The organism is Pseudomonas sp. 14P_8.1_Bac3, assembly GCF_025466085.1.
Classification (GTDB): Bacteria; Pseudomonadota; Gammaproteobacteria; order Pseudomonadales; family Pseudomonadaceae; genus Aquipseudomonas.
In genome coordinates this window covers 38,363-53,272 of record NZ_JANLOD010000055.1, presented here as the reverse complement: position 1 = coordinate 53,272, position 14,910 = coordinate 38,363, and the positions used below count along the sequence as shown (strand labels likewise).

At 61.9% G+C, this 14,910-nt stretch carries 16 protein-coding genes; 8 read left to right on the top strand and 8 right to left on the bottom strand.

The window, feature by feature from the left end:
- Positions 1–47 precede the first annotated feature (47 nt).
- From NTD84_RS17695 to NTD84_RS17680, 4 genes are all read right to left on the bottom strand, one after another.
- The gene (locus NTD84_RS17695; protein ID WP_262167899.1) at positions 48–668 is read right to left on the bottom strand and encodes a DNA-3-methyladenine glycosylase family protein; all 621 of its coding nucleotides are present in this window, start codon (positions 666–668) and stop codon (positions 48–50) included.
- Between the two features lie 22 nt (positions 669–690).
- Positions 691–1,773, bottom strand: coding sequence for a bifunctional transcriptional activator/DNA repair enzyme AdaA (locus tag NTD84_RS17690; RefSeq protein ID WP_262167896.1), 1,083 nt, complete (start codon positions 1,771–1,773; stop codon positions 691–693).
- Between the two features lie 116 nt (positions 1,774–1,889).
- A complete protein-coding gene (locus NTD84_RS17685; protein ID WP_262167894.1) occupies positions 1,890–2,510 on the bottom strand; it encodes a LysE family translocator in 621 nt (206 codons plus the stop codon).
- Between the two features lie 160 nt (positions 2,511–2,670).
- A complete protein-coding gene (locus tag NTD84_RS17680) occupies positions 2,671–3,564 on the bottom strand; it encodes a DMT family transporter (protein WP_262167892.1) in 894 nt (297 codons plus the stop codon).
- Positions 3,565–3,664: 100 nt separating this feature from the next.
- On the opposite strand from NTD84_RS17680, the gene NTD84_RS17675 reads away from it, so the two are divergent.
- Positions 3,665–4,996: a PLP-dependent aminotransferase family protein gene (locus NTD84_RS17675; protein ID WP_262167890.1), complete on the top strand. Its 1,332-nt coding sequence runs from the start codon at positions 3,665–3,667 to the stop codon at positions 4,994–4,996.
- A gap of 166 nt (positions 4,997–5,162) precedes the next feature.
- On the opposite strand, the gene NTD84_RS17670 is transcribed toward NTD84_RS17675, so the two are convergent.
- The gene (locus tag NTD84_RS17670; RefSeq protein WP_262167888.1) at positions 5,163–5,621 is read right to left on the bottom strand and encodes a sn-glycerol-3-phosphate transporter; all 459 of its coding nucleotides are present in this window, start codon (positions 5,619–5,621) and stop codon (positions 5,163–5,165) included.
- Between the two features lie 553 nt (positions 5,622–6,174).
- On the opposite strand from NTD84_RS17670, the gene NTD84_RS17665 reads away from it, so the two are divergent.
- Positions 6,175–6,762, top strand: coding sequence for a LysE family translocator (locus NTD84_RS17665; protein ID WP_262167886.1), 588 nt, complete (start codon positions 6,175–6,177; stop codon positions 6,760–6,762).
- Here NTD84_RS17665 and NTD84_RS17660 read toward each other — a convergent pair.
- The gene (locus NTD84_RS17660; protein WP_262167885.1) at positions 6,759–7,592 is read right to left on the bottom strand and encodes an AraC family transcriptional regulator; all 834 of its coding nucleotides are present in this window, start codon (positions 7,590–7,592) and stop codon (positions 6,759–6,761) included. The genes NTD84_RS17665 and NTD84_RS17660 overlap by 4 nt on opposite strands.
- Positions 7,593–7,834: 242 nt before the next feature.
- On the opposite strand from NTD84_RS17660, the gene NTD84_RS17655 reads away from it, so the two are divergent.
- Positions 7,835–8,086 (top strand): transmembrane sensor/regulator PpyR, encoded by a 252-nt coding sequence (locus tag NTD84_RS17655; RefSeq protein ID WP_262167883.1) that lies wholly within the window; start codon positions 7,835–7,837, stop codon positions 8,084–8,086.
- Between the two features lie 45 nt (positions 8,087–8,131).
- Here the strand turns inward: NTD84_RS17655 and NTD84_RS17650 are convergent, their stop codons facing one another.
- Positions 8,132–9,055, bottom strand: a complete 924-nt coding sequence (locus tag NTD84_RS17650) for a LysR family transcriptional regulator (protein WP_262167881.1) — start codon at positions 9,053–9,055, stop codon at positions 8,132–8,134.
- A gap of 399 nt (positions 9,056–9,454) precedes the next feature.
- Between NTD84_RS17650 and NTD84_RS17645 the strand changes: the two genes are divergently transcribed.
- From NTD84_RS17645 to NTD84_RS17630, 4 genes are all read left to right on the top strand, one after another.
- Positions 9,455–9,910: a (2Fe-2S)-binding protein gene (locus tag NTD84_RS17645; protein ID WP_262167879.1), complete on the top strand. Its 456-nt coding sequence runs from the start codon at positions 9,455–9,457 to the stop codon at positions 9,908–9,910.
- Positions 9,911–9,921: 11 nt separating this feature from the next.
- Positions 9,922–12,090: a xanthine dehydrogenase family protein molybdopterin-binding subunit gene (locus NTD84_RS17640; protein ID WP_262167877.1), complete on the top strand. Its 2,169-nt coding sequence runs from the start codon at positions 9,922–9,924 to the stop codon at positions 12,088–12,090.
- A 1-nt stretch (position 12,091) separates the two neighbouring features.
- A complete protein-coding gene (locus NTD84_RS17635) occupies positions 12,092–12,670 on the top strand; it encodes a hypothetical protein (RefSeq protein ID WP_262167875.1) in 579 nt (192 codons plus the stop codon).
- Positions 12,671–12,744: 74 nt separating this feature from the next.
- Positions 12,745–13,326, top strand: coding sequence for a GGDEF domain-containing protein (locus NTD84_RS17630; protein WP_262167873.1), 582 nt, complete (start codon positions 12,745–12,747; stop codon positions 13,324–13,326).
- Between the two features lie 102 nt (positions 13,327–13,428).
- Here NTD84_RS17630 and NTD84_RS17625 read toward each other — a convergent pair whose 3' ends face one another.
- Positions 13,429–13,854 (bottom strand): VOC family protein, encoded by a 426-nt coding sequence (locus NTD84_RS17625; RefSeq protein WP_262167871.1) that lies wholly within the window; start codon positions 13,852–13,854, stop codon positions 13,429–13,431.
- A 114-nt stretch (positions 13,855–13,968) separates the two neighbouring features.
- Between NTD84_RS17625 and NTD84_RS17620 the strand changes: the two genes are divergently transcribed.
- Complete coding sequence (locus NTD84_RS17620; RefSeq protein WP_262167869.1) at positions 13,969–14,829, top strand: LysR family transcriptional regulator; 861 nt, start codon at positions 13,969–13,971, stop codon at positions 14,827–14,829.
- Positions 14,830–14,910: the final 81 nt, after the last annotated feature.

The following is a 14,910-nucleotide window of genomic DNA, read 5'->3' as shown; positions in this document are numbered from 1 at the left end:
CGCTCCCACAGGGATCGTGGCTTGCGCGCGAAGAACGATAACCCGGTCTACCTGCTGGGCACCCGCCACAAATACCAAGAGGCCACCGTCCGAAAAGGACTCCACGCCAACCCGATTTCAATCATCTGTTTCCGGGTAGGCTGCACCTCCAACCCTTTCAGCCGCCGATACCCTTCACGCACGCCGAAATCATCGGCCGGCAGGATATCCGGCCGTTCCAGGCTATAGATCAGCAGCATCTCGACCGTCCAGCGGCCAACGCCCCGCAGGGTGACCAGCCGCTCGATCAGCGCCTCATCCTCCATGGCCAACGCCGTTGCGTAGTCCGGCACCACCCCGTCCAGCGCGGCCTGGGCGATGCCTTGAATGGTCGCAATCTTGCTCGCGGAAAAGCCGCACCCGCGCATCGAGTCAAACCCGGTGGCCAGGATTTGTTCAGGACGAGGAAACGTTGTTGAAGGAAACAGCGCCAGCAATCGACCGACAATCGCATCCCCGGCCCTGGCGTGCAGCTGTTGATAGGCAATCGAACGCACCAGCGATTCATACGGATCGTGCGCCGCGTGGGGTTCGTGCCGGCAGGGGCCGATGGCAGCAATGTGGCGTGCCCAATCGTCGTCGATCGACTTGAGAAATTCGGTTGCGGATAAATACGGGTCGGGGGTCAAGCGTTGATTCCTGGTGAAATGATCAAAACGCCAGTGGTTCGGTGAGCTGCACGGCGGCTTTTTCCAGCCGAAGCAGAAACGCCTTGCGCGGCTGTCCTCCACCATAGCCGGTCAGCGAGCCATCCGCACCGATCACCCGGTGGCAGGGCAGCACAATCGAAATCCGGTTATGCCCATTGGCCAGGCCTACCGCGCGGCTGGCACCGGGTTTGCCCATCAGCGCGGCGATGGTGCCGTAGGTGCTGGTCTGGCCGTACGGGATCTTGGCCAATTCGGCCCAGACCTGCCGGGAGAATTCGCTGCCGGGCAGGTGCAACGGCACCTTGAATTCGGTTAGCTGGCCGGCGAAATACTGCGCCAGCTCCTCTTCGATTTGCCGCAAGTGCGCGTTGTGCCCAGGCGCCACCGCATAGCCGTGGCGGTTCTGCAATGCCTCGACTTCCCGGGTCAGTGCCGGCCGGTCGAGAAACTCCAGCAGCACCAGTCCACGCCGTTCCGCCATGGCGATCATTGGTCCCAGCGGCGTGGTCAGGCGTGTGAACAGCAGCGGTTCGCTGTTGGCCGCGCGGCCGGGGGTGATGTGGAAGGATTTTTGAAAGGCGTCGCGAAATCCGCTCAGGGATTCGTAGCCCGAATCAAACGCGGCGCTGTCGATGGAATCGCCTTGCTTGATCCCGCCCAGTGCCATGCCGAGGCGACGGGTACGCAGCCACGCGTGGAAGGTCATGCCGAAGTGCTGCTTGAACCAGCGGCGCAGTTTCAGCGGCTCCACGCCTTTGGCCAGCAAGTCGGCATCGGTCCAGCGTCGCTCGGGATCGGCGTCCACTGCGTGGAGCAGCGCCTGCACCCAGTCCGGGGCGATGGCGGCCGCGTCCAGCGGTTTACAGCGCAGGCAGGCGCGGTAGCCAGCGGACAGGCATTCATCGGCATGGGCGAAGAACTCGACGTTCTCCGGTTTCGGTTTGCGCGCCGTGCAACTGGGGCGGCAGAAGATGCCGGTGGTCTTGACCGCAGTAAAAAACACCCCCTCGTAGGTGGTGTCTCGTTCGAGCATGGCGCGCACCATCTCGGCGTGGGGCGGCAGGAAAGCGTTTTGTATATTCATGGCTTGAGCATAAGGCCCGCCGCCCGGCGTCTCCACCGGAAAATCGACAAGAAATTTCAGACGCCGCCAAGCCCCCCTGTAGGAGCGAGCATGCTCGCTCCTACAGTGAATGAGGCCTAGGCCCGGCGCGCCATCAACAACACCGAAGCCGCCGCCGACAACAACCCCGCGCAGCAACGGTTGAAAATCCGCTTGCCCCGCGGCCTGGCGAACCAGCGGCGCATGTGCAGGCCCATGTAGGCATAGGCGCCGATGGCGATCCATTCCAGCATCAGGAACAGCGCGCCGAGCACGGCGAATTGCGGCGTCACGGCCTGGCTCGGGTCGACGAACTGCGGCAGGAACGCGGTGAAGATCAGGATCGCTTTCGGGTTGCCGGCAGCCACCAGAAATTCCTGTCGGGCCAAACTCAGCAGGCCTGCGGGGGCGCCGGTCACCCGGTTTTCCGCCCCCGGATCCGCGCGCCACAATTGCCACGCGAGGTAGAACAGGTACGCCGCGCCGACAATCTTGATGACGTAGAACAACACTTCCGACGTCTGCAACACCACCGCCAGACCCGCCGACGCCAGGGCGATCATCCCGGCGAACGCCAGCAACCGACCTAGGCCTGCCACGCACGCGGTGCGGTAGCCATAGCGCGTCGAGTTGCTGACCGACAACAGGTTATTCGGACCGGGGGCCATGTTCAGGGCGAAGCAGGCCGGAAGAAAGAGGGTGAGAGTGGCGAGGTCCATGATCGGCTCCAGTGACGAGAGCGATATTTTTACCACAGGTGCCGGGCGGCTCGACCCGTACAGTCGAGCAGCGCTGGCGCCGTACAATCGCTCGGTGGTCAGGATGGCATCCCGATCGGCGATGCCGCCTCAAGGACAGCTTCGCGGGAAATTCTCGCGCCTACGCGAATTTCCGCGCCCCGGCCACGCAGAGAATCACTGCCATCGTCACCGCCAGCATGCCGAGGCTGACCTGCTCGTGCAGCAACGACGCCGCCAGCGCCAGGCCAAAAAACGGCTGCAGCAATTGCAACTGCCCTACAGCGGCAATCCCGCCCTGCGCCAGCCCGCGATACCAGAAGACGAAGCCGATCAGCATGCTGAACAGCGAGACGTAACCCAGGCTGAACCACGCCGGTGTGCTGATCCCGGAGAACGAAGCCGGTGCGCGCCACAGACTCAGCAACGCCATGACCGGCAGCGCCAGCACCAGCGCCCAGGAAATTACCTGCCATCCGCCGAGGGTTCGCGACAGTTTCGCGCCTTCGGCATAGCCAAGGCCGCACGCCAGGATGGCCAACAGCATCAGGATGGCGCCCTCGGGTGCGGCGGTCAGGCCCTGGGACGCGGCAAATCCCACCACCAGCAGGCTGCCCAGCACCGAGAACACCCAGAACACCGGCCGCGGGCGCTCGCCACCGCGCACTACACCAAACACCGCAGTAGCCAGCGGCAACAGCCCCACGAACACAATCGAATGCGCCGAGGTCACGCATTGCAGCGCCAGCGCCGTCAGCAGCGGAAACCCGACCACCACGCCCATGGCCACAATGACCAGCGGCAACAGCTGATCGCGAGCCGGACGTTTTTCTTTGAACAGCATCAGCATCAACAGCCCGAGCACGCCTGCGATGGTGGCTCGGGCGACGGTCAGAAATACCGGGTCGAATTCCAGTACGGCGATGCGGGTCGCCGGCAGCGAGCCGCTGAAGATCAGCACGCCGATCAGGCCGTTGATCCAGCCGCTCGAGGCCTTTGCTTGAGTCTGGCTGTGCACGTTCGATACTCGTTCCATTGAAGATCACTCGACTGGTGGCGTCTGCGCAGGGTTGCGTTGAGCGCATCGTAGGGTTGACTATCAAGACAATCAAAAAATTGTCATGGATACATCGCCTATGCCGCGCTTGCGTTACAAGACCCTGGTCGACACCTTTGCCGCCGACATCCGTGCAGGACGCCTCGCGCCCGGCACGCGGCTGCCAACCCATCGCCAACTGTCGGCGGACCATGGGCTGGCGCTGGTAACTGCCAGCCGTGTGTATGCGGAGCTGGAGGCGATGGGCCTCGTCAGCGGTGAAACGGGGCGGGGCACGTTTGTCCGGGAGACGTCGCTGCCGCCCGGCCAGGGTGTCAGCCAGCACGCGGTCGCCGTGGGCATGGCCGATCTCAACTTCAACTACCCGTCGTTGCCCGGTCAGGCGGATTTGTTGCGAACCGCGCTAAGGCAACTCGCGCTGTCCGGCGACCTTGAATCCCATCTGCGTTACCAGCCCCATGCCGGGCGTCCCCATGAGCGGGCCTCGATCGCCAACCATTTGCTTTCACGTGGGCTGAAGGTCCAGGGCGAGCAGGTGTTGATCGTCAGCGGTGCGCAACATGGGCTGGCGGTGACAATGATGGCGTTGCTCAAACCCGGCGACGTGATCGCGGCGGATGCGCTGACCTACACCGGTTTCAAGGTGCTGGCCGAATCGCTGCACCTGGAAATCGTGCCGATTCCCGTCACGGAGACCGGACCGGATCTGGAGGCTTTGAGCGCCTTGTGCCGACGCCGCTCGGTACGCGCGGTTTACACCATGCCGACCCTGCACAATCCATTGGGATGGGTCATGGACGCCCAGTGGCGTCAGCAGTTTGTCTCGATTGCACGCCAGCACGATCTGCTGATCATTGAAGACGCCGCCTACGCCTTCCTGGTGGAAAACGCCCCGGCCCCGTTGGCCGACATGGCGCCAGAACGGACCGTCTACGTCTCGGGGTTCTCCAAGAATATTGCCACGGGGCTGCGCGTCGGCTTCGTCGCCGCGCCGCTGGACAAGGTGCCGGCACTGGAACATGCCATCCGCGCGACCACCTGGAACACGCCGGGGGTGATGACCGCCATTGTCTGTGCCTGGCTCGATGACGGCACCGTGAGCACTCTGGAAGCACAAAAGCGCGCCGACGCCCAAGCCCGGCAAGCGATGGCTGCCGACCTGCTGAAAGGTCTGCGTTGCATGACACACCCATCGTCCTACTTTCTGTGGTTGCCGCTCGGCGAAGACGCGCGGGCGGACCAGATCGCCGTGGAGTTGATGCATGAGCAAGTCGCCGTTTCCACTGCCGAGCCTTTTGCCACTTCAGTCCACGTGCCGCACGCGATCCGTCTGGCGTTGGGTTCCGTGGACATGGACTCGCTGAGAGATGCGCTGATTAAAGTGAAACGAGTGGTCGGCGCGTATACCTGACGCGAACGCATTCACCTGTAGGAGTGAGCTTGCTCGCGATGGACGTCCGGACACCGCGGGCATTCAGGCTGCCCGCGTCATCGTTCACGTCCATCGCGAGCAAGCTCGCTCCTACAGAGAGGCTGTGTGAACACCTGTAATTTTCAGCCAACCCGGGCCGGGATGATCAGTAGCGGTAACCGACATTGACCATGACCGCGGCGCCGCCCAGGACGACCAGTTCGGCACCCACGGGCCCGTAGAAAGTGCCGAAGGCGGGAATGATCACCGGCGCGACGCCCAGGTTGTTCAATGGAATCCGGTCCTTGTATTGGCCTTTGTATCCCTTGAGCAATCCGCCGCTGAGCTTGAAGTAGACCGGATACTGCTCGGCGACCCAGCGATGGCCGTAGTACGCGTAGTAGGAGCGCTGGTCGAAAGAGTTTCGAAACGTCGCGCCTCCCCACAGAGAGCCGTCGGCCAGGTTGCGTTCGACGCTGATCAGCTTCTGACGGTTGTTGTGGTCGGGGTCGCTTTTCCAGTGTTTGGTATAGGCACTTGTCTGGAAATACCAGAAATCGCCGTTCATGGCGAAGGCGCCAGGGCTGATGAACAGCGCGCTGAGCAAGAGCGGTAGAGGTTTCATTGATCACCATTTTTCTGCGGCCAGGATGGGAAGCCGAGAAATTCTGCCATCGACAGGGGTGACCAACCGTCTGTTTGATTTACCGGGTATTGCTGCAAGACTTAGATGGAAATGATCTGTAGCACACTGATTTATTGCGGAGGGTGCGGCGAAGGATGCCTTGCACACATCGTGTAGGCGAAAGAGCAGACAATCAAAAGCCGTCATGGATACCTCCGCTGCATGGTCGGCTTCGCCAGTCTTGCTACAAGCCGTTTCAGCGTTTCTATTCAGACAAAATTCCTTATGGAAAACGCCACGGCCCGTTGGGAGCAAGTTGCCGTTTCCACCGCCGAGCCTTTCGCCACTTCACTCCACGTGCCGCATGCGATCCGCCTGTCGTTGGGGGCCGTGGGCATGGCGGCGTATACGGCGCGAACGCATTCACCTGTAGGAGCGAGCGTGCTCGCTCCTAAAGGAGGTTGCGGTAATGGCACTGGGCAGTTTTCTTCAATACGCGAGCCAAGCCGCTCTTTACCTTCAGGGCTGGTTTAACTGAAGGGAAGAACGTGCAATGAGTCTGATTATTTCGATGGCAGCGTTTGCGCTGGTGGCGTCGATCACGCCGGGGCCGGTGAATATTGTCGCGTTGAGTTCCGGCGCGCAGTTCGGCTTTCGCGCGAGCCAACGGCACGTGGCCGGGGCGACCCTGGGTTTTGTGCTGTTGTTGGTGTTGATGGGCCTCGGACTGCATGAGGTGTTGATCGCCTGGCCGGCGCTGACGCGGGCGGTGCAACTGGCCGGCGTGGCGTTCCTGTTGTTCATGGCGTGGAAACTGGCGGCGGACAACGGCGAGCTTGATGCGAAAAGCTCAACACGGGCGCCGTCGATGATGTATGGCGCGGTGATGCAATGGCTCAATCCGAAAGCCTGGCTGGCTTGCGTGGCCGGCATGGGCGCGTTTGTCGCGGATGGCGAAGCGCGGCTGGTCTGGCAGTTTGCTGCGGTGTACCTGGTGATCTGCTATGTGTCGGTCGGTTGTTGGGCCTACGCCGGGACCTTTTTGCGTGGCTACCTGAACAACCCGGCGGGCATGCGCTGGTTCAACCGGATCATGGCGCTGCTGCTGGCCATGAGCGCGATCTATCTCCTGCTGCCCTAACCGCGATATTGCCCCGGCGTCGCCGCCAGATGCTGTTTGAACGCCCGCTGAAAATGCGCCTGATCGGCAAACCCGGCCTCCAGCGCGACGTCAGCGATCAACCGGCCGTTGCGCAGTTGGTCCTGAGCAAACTGGATCCGGCGGTTGACCAGAAACGCGTGGGGCGTCATGCCGAAATGCTGCTTGAACGCGCGGATCAGGTACGACGGCGACAGCTGCGCGGCCTCGCAAATGTCCTCGAGCTTAAGCAGATGTGTGCAGTTGTCGCGAATGAAATCCGCCGCGCGCTCCAGTTTGAAATTAGGCTCGCGCAGCGGTTGATCACCGGGGTTGAGGCGTTGCTGCACGTCGGTGAAAAACTCCACCGCCGCGCTCTGTTTGCGTAGTACGTCCTGTTCGCTGTCGACCAGTATTTCGTACAACACCTTCAGCCCGGTGAACAGATCGTCGTCCCGATTGTGGGTGATGGAAAACCGCCGAAATGCCAGGTCATGGCTGAACCCGAGCTGATGCTGCAGATCCGTGAGCCATGCCGTATCGACGTACAACATCAGGTACGACCACGGCTCGTCGTCAATCGGGTTGCAGGCGTGAACATCGCCGGGATTCATCAGCACCACCGTGCCGGCGCTGACCTGAAACTGCGATCGCTCATGAATATAGGTACTGCGCCCGGCAGTGATCGCGCCTATGGAGAAATGCGTGTGGGCATGCCGGGTGTAGCAGACCTCGCGGCCGTCGGCGATGGAGCGGGCTTCAATGAAGGGCAGGGCGTCGTCGCGCCAGAAGCGTGGGGCCTTGTCGGCGTCTTTGGCAGCGGTGGGCTTCATCACGGTGTCCTCGACAGGTCAGCGTTGGAGTGTATTAGCTCTGGCGCGAATTGCCGATCAGAAATCCCATCGGATTATCAGTTGAACGCAGTCAAAATGACATGGTTTGGTGTCGTACTGACTAGGTGGAATGAGTCAAATTGACACTGTAAGCCCTAACGTATTGATTTACAGGCGTGGAAAACCTGGCACGAAAGGTGAACTAACAACCGTACAACTGGCTGATACAGGAGTACAAAAAAATGTTCGCTTACTTCAACAATCCTCAGAACGTTCTTCAGCTGTCGAGCAAAGTCCTGGGCATCGGCCTCGCGCTGCTGCTGGCGGGTATCTACGGCGCCTACCTCTACGCCGGGCAGTTGTCGATCGTGGTGCTCGTGTCGATGCACGCCATGACCATCATCGGCCCGACCTTGATCAAGATTGGCTACGTAATGCGCCTGCTGGCCCAACATCGGTTGAGCGCCCACCACCGGATCAAGGTGGCGGCCTGATGCGTCGGCTCGCCGCCGCACCGGTCTTCAGCATCGGCCTCTTGCTCAAACCGAGGGTTTAAGCCCGCCCTGACTGGCGATCCAGCGCGTCGCCAGGTCGATGAACGCGCGCAGTTTCGGCTGGGTCTGGGTCCGGCTGGGAAAGTACAGGTACAGCGCTGAACTGGGCGGTACAAACGGCTCTAGCACGCGCTCCAGTCGACCGTCCGTCAGTTCTTCGGCAATCTCCAGATCACAGGCGTACGCCAGACCCGATCCGCTGCGAGCGGCGGCCACCAGCAGCCGACGGTCATTGACGATGACGCCACCTTCGACGCCCACGGTGAAGTCGCGTCCGTCGCGGCGAAACTCCCAGCGGTGAGCGTTGCCCGAGTTCGAGAAGCGAAAGCCGATGCACTGATGGCCGGTCAGCTCCTCGGGGCTGGCGGGTTTGCCAGCCTTGGCGAAGTAATCCGGAGCGCCCACCACTGACCATTGCAGGTCGGGCGTGAGGCGCACCGCGATCATGTCTTGTTCAATGGACTCGCCCAGACGGATTCCGGCGTCGAAGCCGCCGGTCATCAAGTCGACGGTGGCGTCGTCAAGGGAAATGTCGAGGGTGACTTGCGGGCAGGCCTCGCGAAACAGCGGGATCAGCGGCTCCATCAGCGACGCCCCCAACAGCCGTGGCGCGGTGATGCGCAGCGTGCCCATCGGCTGATCGCGAAAGCCGCTGAGCACTGCGAGGGCCTCATTGATTTCGCTGGCCGCCGGACGCAGGCGGGCGAACAGGCTGGCACCGGCCTCGGTCAAGGCGACCCGGCGTGTCGTGCGCTGGAACAGCAACACCCCGGTACGCCGTTCCAGCAATTTGATCGCCTGGCTCACCGCTGTCGGGGTCACCGCCAGGCGAGTGGCGGCGAGGGTGAAACTCCTGTGCTCGGCCACCGCCAGAAACTCGGTCAAGCCATCGAACGGATCCTGATTCATTGCCGCCACCATTGTGAAAGACTGCTTCATAGTGCTTGTAACACGAGGCCATTTTTCCGGGCAATCATCCTGCGTACCGTGTGATCACCGCACCGAATTTCTCAAATGCCATTCGCTGGTCGAATCGCCCTCGACCATCGCTCGCCTGTAGGAGCGAGCTTGCTCGCGATGGTCTGAAGAGCGCCACGTATATCCAGAAAATACGCGTCTTCGTTAGCGACCATCGCGAGCACGCTCGCTCCTACAGGTTTTGTGGCGGCCGGGATGTGACCGGTGGTCGATGAACCGGTCTCGCCCGGCATTTTGCGCTTAGCTGTAGGGATAACCCGAGGCGCGCGTGGGCATGTTGGATGCCACAGCGTCGCCCTTCAGAACACCGTGAGTCTGAGGAAAATCGCGATGCTGACCCTGAACATCAACGGCAAGGATCAGGAGCTGGATGTCCCCGCGGACATGCCGTTGCTCTGGGTCCTGCGCGACGTCGCGCACCTGACCGGCACCAAATTCGGTTGCGGCATGGCCCAGTGTGGCGCCTGCACCGTGCACGTCGATGGCGCGCCATTGCGCTCCTGTATCACGCCCGCCACCGTCGTGGCCCACGGGCAAAAAATCCTCACCATCGAAGGCCTGTCCACCGACGGCTCGCACCCGGTGCAACAAGCCTGGGCCGAACTCGATGTGGTCCAGTGCGGCTACTGCCAGTCCGGGCAGATCATGTCAGCAGCGGCGCTGTTGGCGAAGATCCCCAAACCCACCGACAGCGACATCGATCAGGCGCTGTCCGGCAATATCTGCCGCTGCGGCACTTACCCAAGGATTCGCGCTGCGGTCAAACGCGCCGCCGACATCGGTTGAGGGAGGTTCGAATGAACAGCATCCATCCGTTATCGCGCCGAGGTTTCCTCAAGGGCAGCGCGTTGCTGGGCGGCGGTCTGGTGGTGGCGTTTGTCATCCCCGGCGCGCACCGGTTTGCCTTGGGCGCCGAGAATCAGGGCAATGCCTTCGCGCCCAATGCGTTCTTGCGTATCGCCAACGACAACAGCGTCACCGTGCTGCTTGGTCATTCGGAAATGGGCCAGGGCATCTGGACCGGCCTGACCATGCTGATCGCCGAAGAGCTGGACGCCGACTGGTCGAAAATCCGCGTTGAACACTCGCCTGCATCGGCGGCGGACTACGGCATGGCCGGGTTTGGCGGGATGCAGATCACCGGTGGTTCGACCTCCACCTGGATGGAGTTCGACCGCTACCGTCAGGCCGGCGCCGCGGCGCGCCTGATGCTGGTCGATGCTGCCGCCAAGCGCTTCAACGTCGCGCCTTCGACCATTCGCACCGAATCGGGGGTGGTGACGGCCGGCGAACACAGCGTCACGTACGGCGAACTGGCCGACGACGCCGGCAAGTTGCCGGTGCCGGATCCGGCGTCGATCAAGTTCAAGGAGGCCAAGGACTGGAAGGTCATCGGCAAACCCACCAAGCGCCTCGACACGCCCGAGAAAATCACCGGGCGCGCCAGGTTCGGCATGGACGTGCAGTTCGACGGCCTGATGACCGCGATGGTCGCGCGTCCGCCGGTGCTGGGCGGGCACGTCAAATCCTTCGAAGGCGCCGGAGCGCTGGCGGTCCCGGGGGTGCACAAAGTGGTGCAAGTGTCCACGGGCGTCGCGGTGATTGCCGATCACTATTGGGCGGCAAAGCTGGGGCGTGACGCGCTCAAGGTCGACTGGGACCTGGGGCCGAACGCCGGGCTCGACAGTCAGAACCTGCTGGAAAGCTTTCGCAAACTGGCGGCCACGCCTGGCGTCCCGGCGAGCAAGGCGGGCGATGCCGAAGGTGCCTTGGCGAAAGCGACGAAAACCATCGACGTCGAGTACAGCGTGCCGTATCTGGCGCATGCGCCGATGGAACCGCTCAACTGCACGGTAAAAATCACCCAGGACAAATGCGAGATCTGGACCGGCACGCAGTTCCAGACCCTGGATCAGATGGTCGCAGGCAAGATCACCGGACTAAAACCCGAGCAGGTGGAGATTCATACCGAGTTTCTCGGCGGCGGTTTCGGTCGCCGGGCCAATCCGACCTCGGATTTTGTCGCGGAGGCCGTCGAGGTCGCGAAAGCGGCGGGCGCGCCGGTCAAGACCGTGTGGTCGCGGGAGGACGACATTCGTGGCGGCTACTACCGTTCGGCGTTCCTGCATCAGGCCCGTGTCGGGCTGGATGCCGGTGGGCTGCCGGTCGCGTGGAAACACGTGATGGTCGGCCAGTCGATCATGGCCGGCACCATGATGGAAGCCACTATGGTCAAGGATGGCGTCGACAAGACTTCGGTCGAAGGCGTGGCCGACAGTCCTTACCTTGAGGGCATGGTCAATCATTCGGTGGAACTGCATTCACCGAAAACCGGCATCACCGTGTTGTGGCTGCGCTCGGTCGGGCACAGCCACACTGCGTTCGTCATGGAATCGTTGATTGACGAACTGGCGGCGGCGGCCGGCAAGGATCCGGTGGACTACCGCCGAACGTTGCTCAAGGACCATCCGCGGCATCTTGGCGTGCTCAATCTGGCGGTGGAGAAAGCCAACTGGAGCGCGCCGTTGCCGGACGGCCACGCGTTGGGGGTGGCCGTGCACGAGTCGTTTGGCAGCTACGTCGCGCAGGTCGCCGAAGTGTCTCAGGACAACCTGGCGATCCGCGTGCACCGGGTGGTGTGCGCGGTGGACTGCGGGATTGCGGTCAACCCGATGAGCATCGCCGCGCAGATGGAATCGGCGGTGACCTTTGGCCTCGGATTCACCTTGCACAGCAAGCTGAGCTTCAAGAACGGCGAGGTGGTGCAGTCCAATTACCACGACTACCAGGTATTGCGACTTAACGAGATGCCTGTGGTCGAGGTGCACATCGTGCCTAGCACCGACAAACCGGGCGGTATCGGCGAGGCCGGCGTGCCGCCGACAGCGCCGGCGGTGGCCAACGCGGTGTTTGCCCTGACCGGGCAGCGTCTGCGCGAATTACCCTTGAACCTGTCGGGGGTGTGAGATGAAACGACATTTGATGTTGGGCGCGGTGGTGCTGGTTGGGCTGACGATCTACGCCTCGGACCTGTTCGCCGAAGACAAGGCGGCGTTGAAGGCCTTCGATACCGTGCAGAAAGTTTTCCAAAGCCCGCGTTGCCAGAACTGCCATATCCCCGGCGATTCACCGTTGCAGTTCGACGCCGGGATTCCCCACGCAATGAACGTGGTGCGAGGCATGGACGGCAAGGGCGCGGCGGGTTTGCCCTGCGCCACGTGTCACGCCGAAAACAACCCGCCGGCCAGCTACGGCCCGCATGCTCCGCCGGGTGCGCCGCACTGGAGCCTGCCGCCCGCGGCGCACAAGATGGCCTGGATCGGCCTGCCGGCCGATAAACTGTGCGCGATGATCAAGGACCGTAGCAGCAACGGTGACCGGGATTTCGCGGCGCTGATCAAGCATGTCAGCGACGACAAACTGGTGCTGTGGGGCTGGAATCCAGGCGAGGGCAGGGCACCAGTGCCGGTGCCTCACGATATTTTTGTCACTCAATTCAAGCTCTGGGCCGCGGCGGGAGGGCCTTGCCCGGTGGCGGGCAGTTGACCGGCGGTCCGTTAGCCGGGAGTCAAAGCGGGTATGGGCGACTCTAAACAACATACCCGCTATTGGAGTGAGTAATGCTGATCCCAGGCAAACCGGTCAAACACGGCGCTTGCGCCGCCCCCGCGGTGTCGCCGCAACAGCCACGCGAAGTGCTGCGTGACATGGCTCGCAAGGCCGAGCAGGAAGTCATGGGCGTGACCATGGCGAGCATGGACGAGCTGACGCTGCTGTCCAACCGGCACGGATTCACCACACTGGCCCAGTTGGGACTGGATACGTGTCAGCGGCTGGAAGTACCGGCCACTTTACTCTTTTTCGATCTCGATAATTTCAAGCAGATCAATTACCTGTACGGTCGTGCCGAGGGTGATGATGCCCTTAAGAGTTTCGCTGATGTGCTGCGGATTGCGTTTCGCGAAAGCGACGTGATCGGGCGGTTGGGTGATGATGAGTTCGTGGCGCTGTTGACCGGTTCGAGTGCTGTGGACCTGGCCGCGATCAAGGTGCGCCTTGAGGAAATTCTCGACGAGCGCAGTGCCGCGATGCGTCGGGGATATGATATTCGCTTCAGCATTGGGCAGGTGGAATATGACGCCAGCCGTCACGGCTCAATTGATGAGTTGCTGGACGATGCCGAGAGAGCGCTGCACCGGTAGCCTGCAAGTGGTGTGGTGTATAAGCGGGCGTCTTCGCGAGCAAGGACGGCGCCGCACCTGTGGGAGCGGGCTTGCTCGCGAAGGGCCGGAAAAATCACCCATTCACTTGGCAAATAGCTGCCCGATATCCTTGAACGCCTTGAACTCCAAGGCATTGCCGCACGGATCGAACAGGAACATCGTCGCCTGCTCCCCCACCAACCCTTGAAATCGAATACCCGGCTCAATCACGAATCGCGTTTCGCGCGCCTTCAGGCGTTCCGCCAGACCTTCCCATTCCGCCATCCCAAGCACCACGCCGAAATGCGGCACCGGTACGTCATGCCCGTCCACAGCGTTGGTGTGTGCCGCTTGCTGAGAAGCGTTTTTCGGCGCCAAGTGAATGACCAGTTGATGGCCAAAAAAATTGAAGTCGACCCAATGGTCGCTGGAGCGGCCTTCTTCCAGGCCGAAGACTTCACCGTAGAAGGCACGGGCGGCCGCCAGGTCGTACACGGGGATGGCCAGGTGAAACGGGGAGAGTTGCATCGCTGATGCCTCGCAGGCGGTGGGGATTGAGGCTGAGTTTAGCGCTGTGCTTTTTGATTGAAAGACGATAGTTTTTGCATCGAGCTCAAATTATTTCGATCAATCGAGGCCGTTATGTTGCGTGAATTGAAAACGTTCATTGCAGTTACACGCTACGGCACGTTCGCGGCGGCCGGCATGCACATCGGCCTGACCCAATCGGCGGTCAGTGCGCAGATGCGTAATCTTGAGCAGGCGCTGGGCATTCGTTTGTTTGATCGCACGGGGCGTCAGGCCATTCTCAATGCCGCAGGCCAGCGGGCGCTGCCGATGGCGAGGGAAATGCTGGAAACCTTCAGCCGCATGGCGGTCAGCGATGACGTCAGCGAGTACCGCGGCGAGTTGAAAATCGGTGCAGTGGCCACGGCCCAGACAGGACTGCTGCCCCAGGCATTGTTGCGCCTGCGCCAGCAAGCACCGCGGCTTGAACCGAAGCTGGTGCCCGGCGTGTCGCTGAATCTGCTGAGCCAGGTGGACACCGGCGAAGTGGACCTGGCGATTCTGATCCAGCCGCCGTTTGAATTGCCCAAGGAACTGTCGGCACACATCATCCGCCGCGAGCCGTTTGTGCTGATCGTGCCAGCTGGGCTTGAAGGTGATGATCCGTTGCAGCTTCTGGCGGATCATCCCCACGTGCGCTACGACCGTAACTCTTTTGGCGGGCGCTTGGTGACGCGGTTCCTGCGTGAACAGCACATCGACGTGCACGTGGCACTGGAGCTGGATGAGCTGGAAGCCATCGTGAAGATGGTCGAATGCGGGCTCGGCATCTCGTTGCTGCCCGAAGCCGGGTTGTGGCTGGAATATGGCGCGAAGGTCAGGATCATCCGGCTGGGCGAATTGACGTTCCACCGCGAGATCGTCCTGCTGCAACGCTACAGCCAGCGTTCGCAGCCGATCCAGCAATTGTTCGCCACCTGCCTGGCACAACACTGATCCTGTGGGAGCGGGCTTGCTCGCGAATGCGGTGTATCAGTCGAAACTGATGTCGTCCGATGCACCGTATTCGCGAGCAAG

Coding starts and splice junctions, on each gene's coding strand:
- NTD84_RS17690 (WP_262167896.1), bottom strand. CDS start 1,773: ATGAATATACAAAACGCTTTCCTGCCGCCCCACGCCGAGATGGTGCGC.
- NTD84_RS17685 (WP_262167894.1), bottom strand. CDS start 2,510: ATGGACCTCGCCACTCTCACCCTCTTTCTTCCGGCCTGCTTCGCCCTG.
- NTD84_RS17680 (WP_262167892.1), bottom strand. CDS start 3,564: ATGGAACGAGTATCGAACGTGCACAGCCAGACTCAAGCAAAGGCCTCG.
- NTD84_RS17675 (WP_262167890.1), top strand. CDS start 3,665: ATGCCGCGCTTGCGTTACAAGACCCTGGTCGACACCTTTGCCGCCGAC.
- NTD84_RS17670 (WP_262167888.1), bottom strand. CDS start 5,621: ATGAAACCTCTACCGCTCTTGCTCAGCGCGCTGTTCATCAGCCCTGGC.
- NTD84_RS17665 (WP_262167886.1), top strand. CDS start 6,175: ATGAGTCTGATTATTTCGATGGCAGCGTTTGCGCTGGTGGCGTCGATC.
- NTD84_RS17660 (WP_262167885.1), bottom strand. CDS start 7,592: ATGAAGCCCACCGCTGCCAAAGACGCCGACAAGGCCCCACGCTTCTGG.
- NTD84_RS17655 (WP_262167883.1), top strand. CDS start 7,835: ATGTTCGCTTACTTCAACAATCCTCAGAACGTTCTTCAGCTGTCGAGC.
- NTD84_RS17650 (WP_262167881.1), bottom strand. CDS start 9,055: ATGAATCAGGATCCGTTCGATGGCTTGACCGAGTTTCTGGCGGTGGCC.
- NTD84_RS17645 (WP_262167879.1), top strand. CDS start 9,455: ATGCTGACCCTGAACATCAACGGCAAGGATCAGGAGCTGGATGTCCCC.
- NTD84_RS17640 (WP_262167877.1), top strand. CDS start 9,922: ATGAACAGCATCCATCCGTTATCGCGCCGAGGTTTCCTCAAGGGCAGC.
- NTD84_RS17635 (WP_262167875.1), top strand. CDS start 12,092: ATGAAACGACATTTGATGTTGGGCGCGGTGGTGCTGGTTGGGCTGACG.
- NTD84_RS17630 (WP_262167873.1), top strand. CDS start 12,745: ATGCTGATCCCAGGCAAACCGGTCAAACACGGCGCTTGCGCCGCCCCC.
- NTD84_RS17625 (WP_262167871.1), bottom strand. CDS start 13,854: ATGCAACTCTCCCCGTTTCACCTGGCCATCCCCGTGTACGACCTGGCG.
- NTD84_RS17620 (WP_262167869.1), top strand. CDS start 13,969: ATGTTGCGTGAATTGAAAACGTTCATTGCAGTTACACGCTACGGCACG.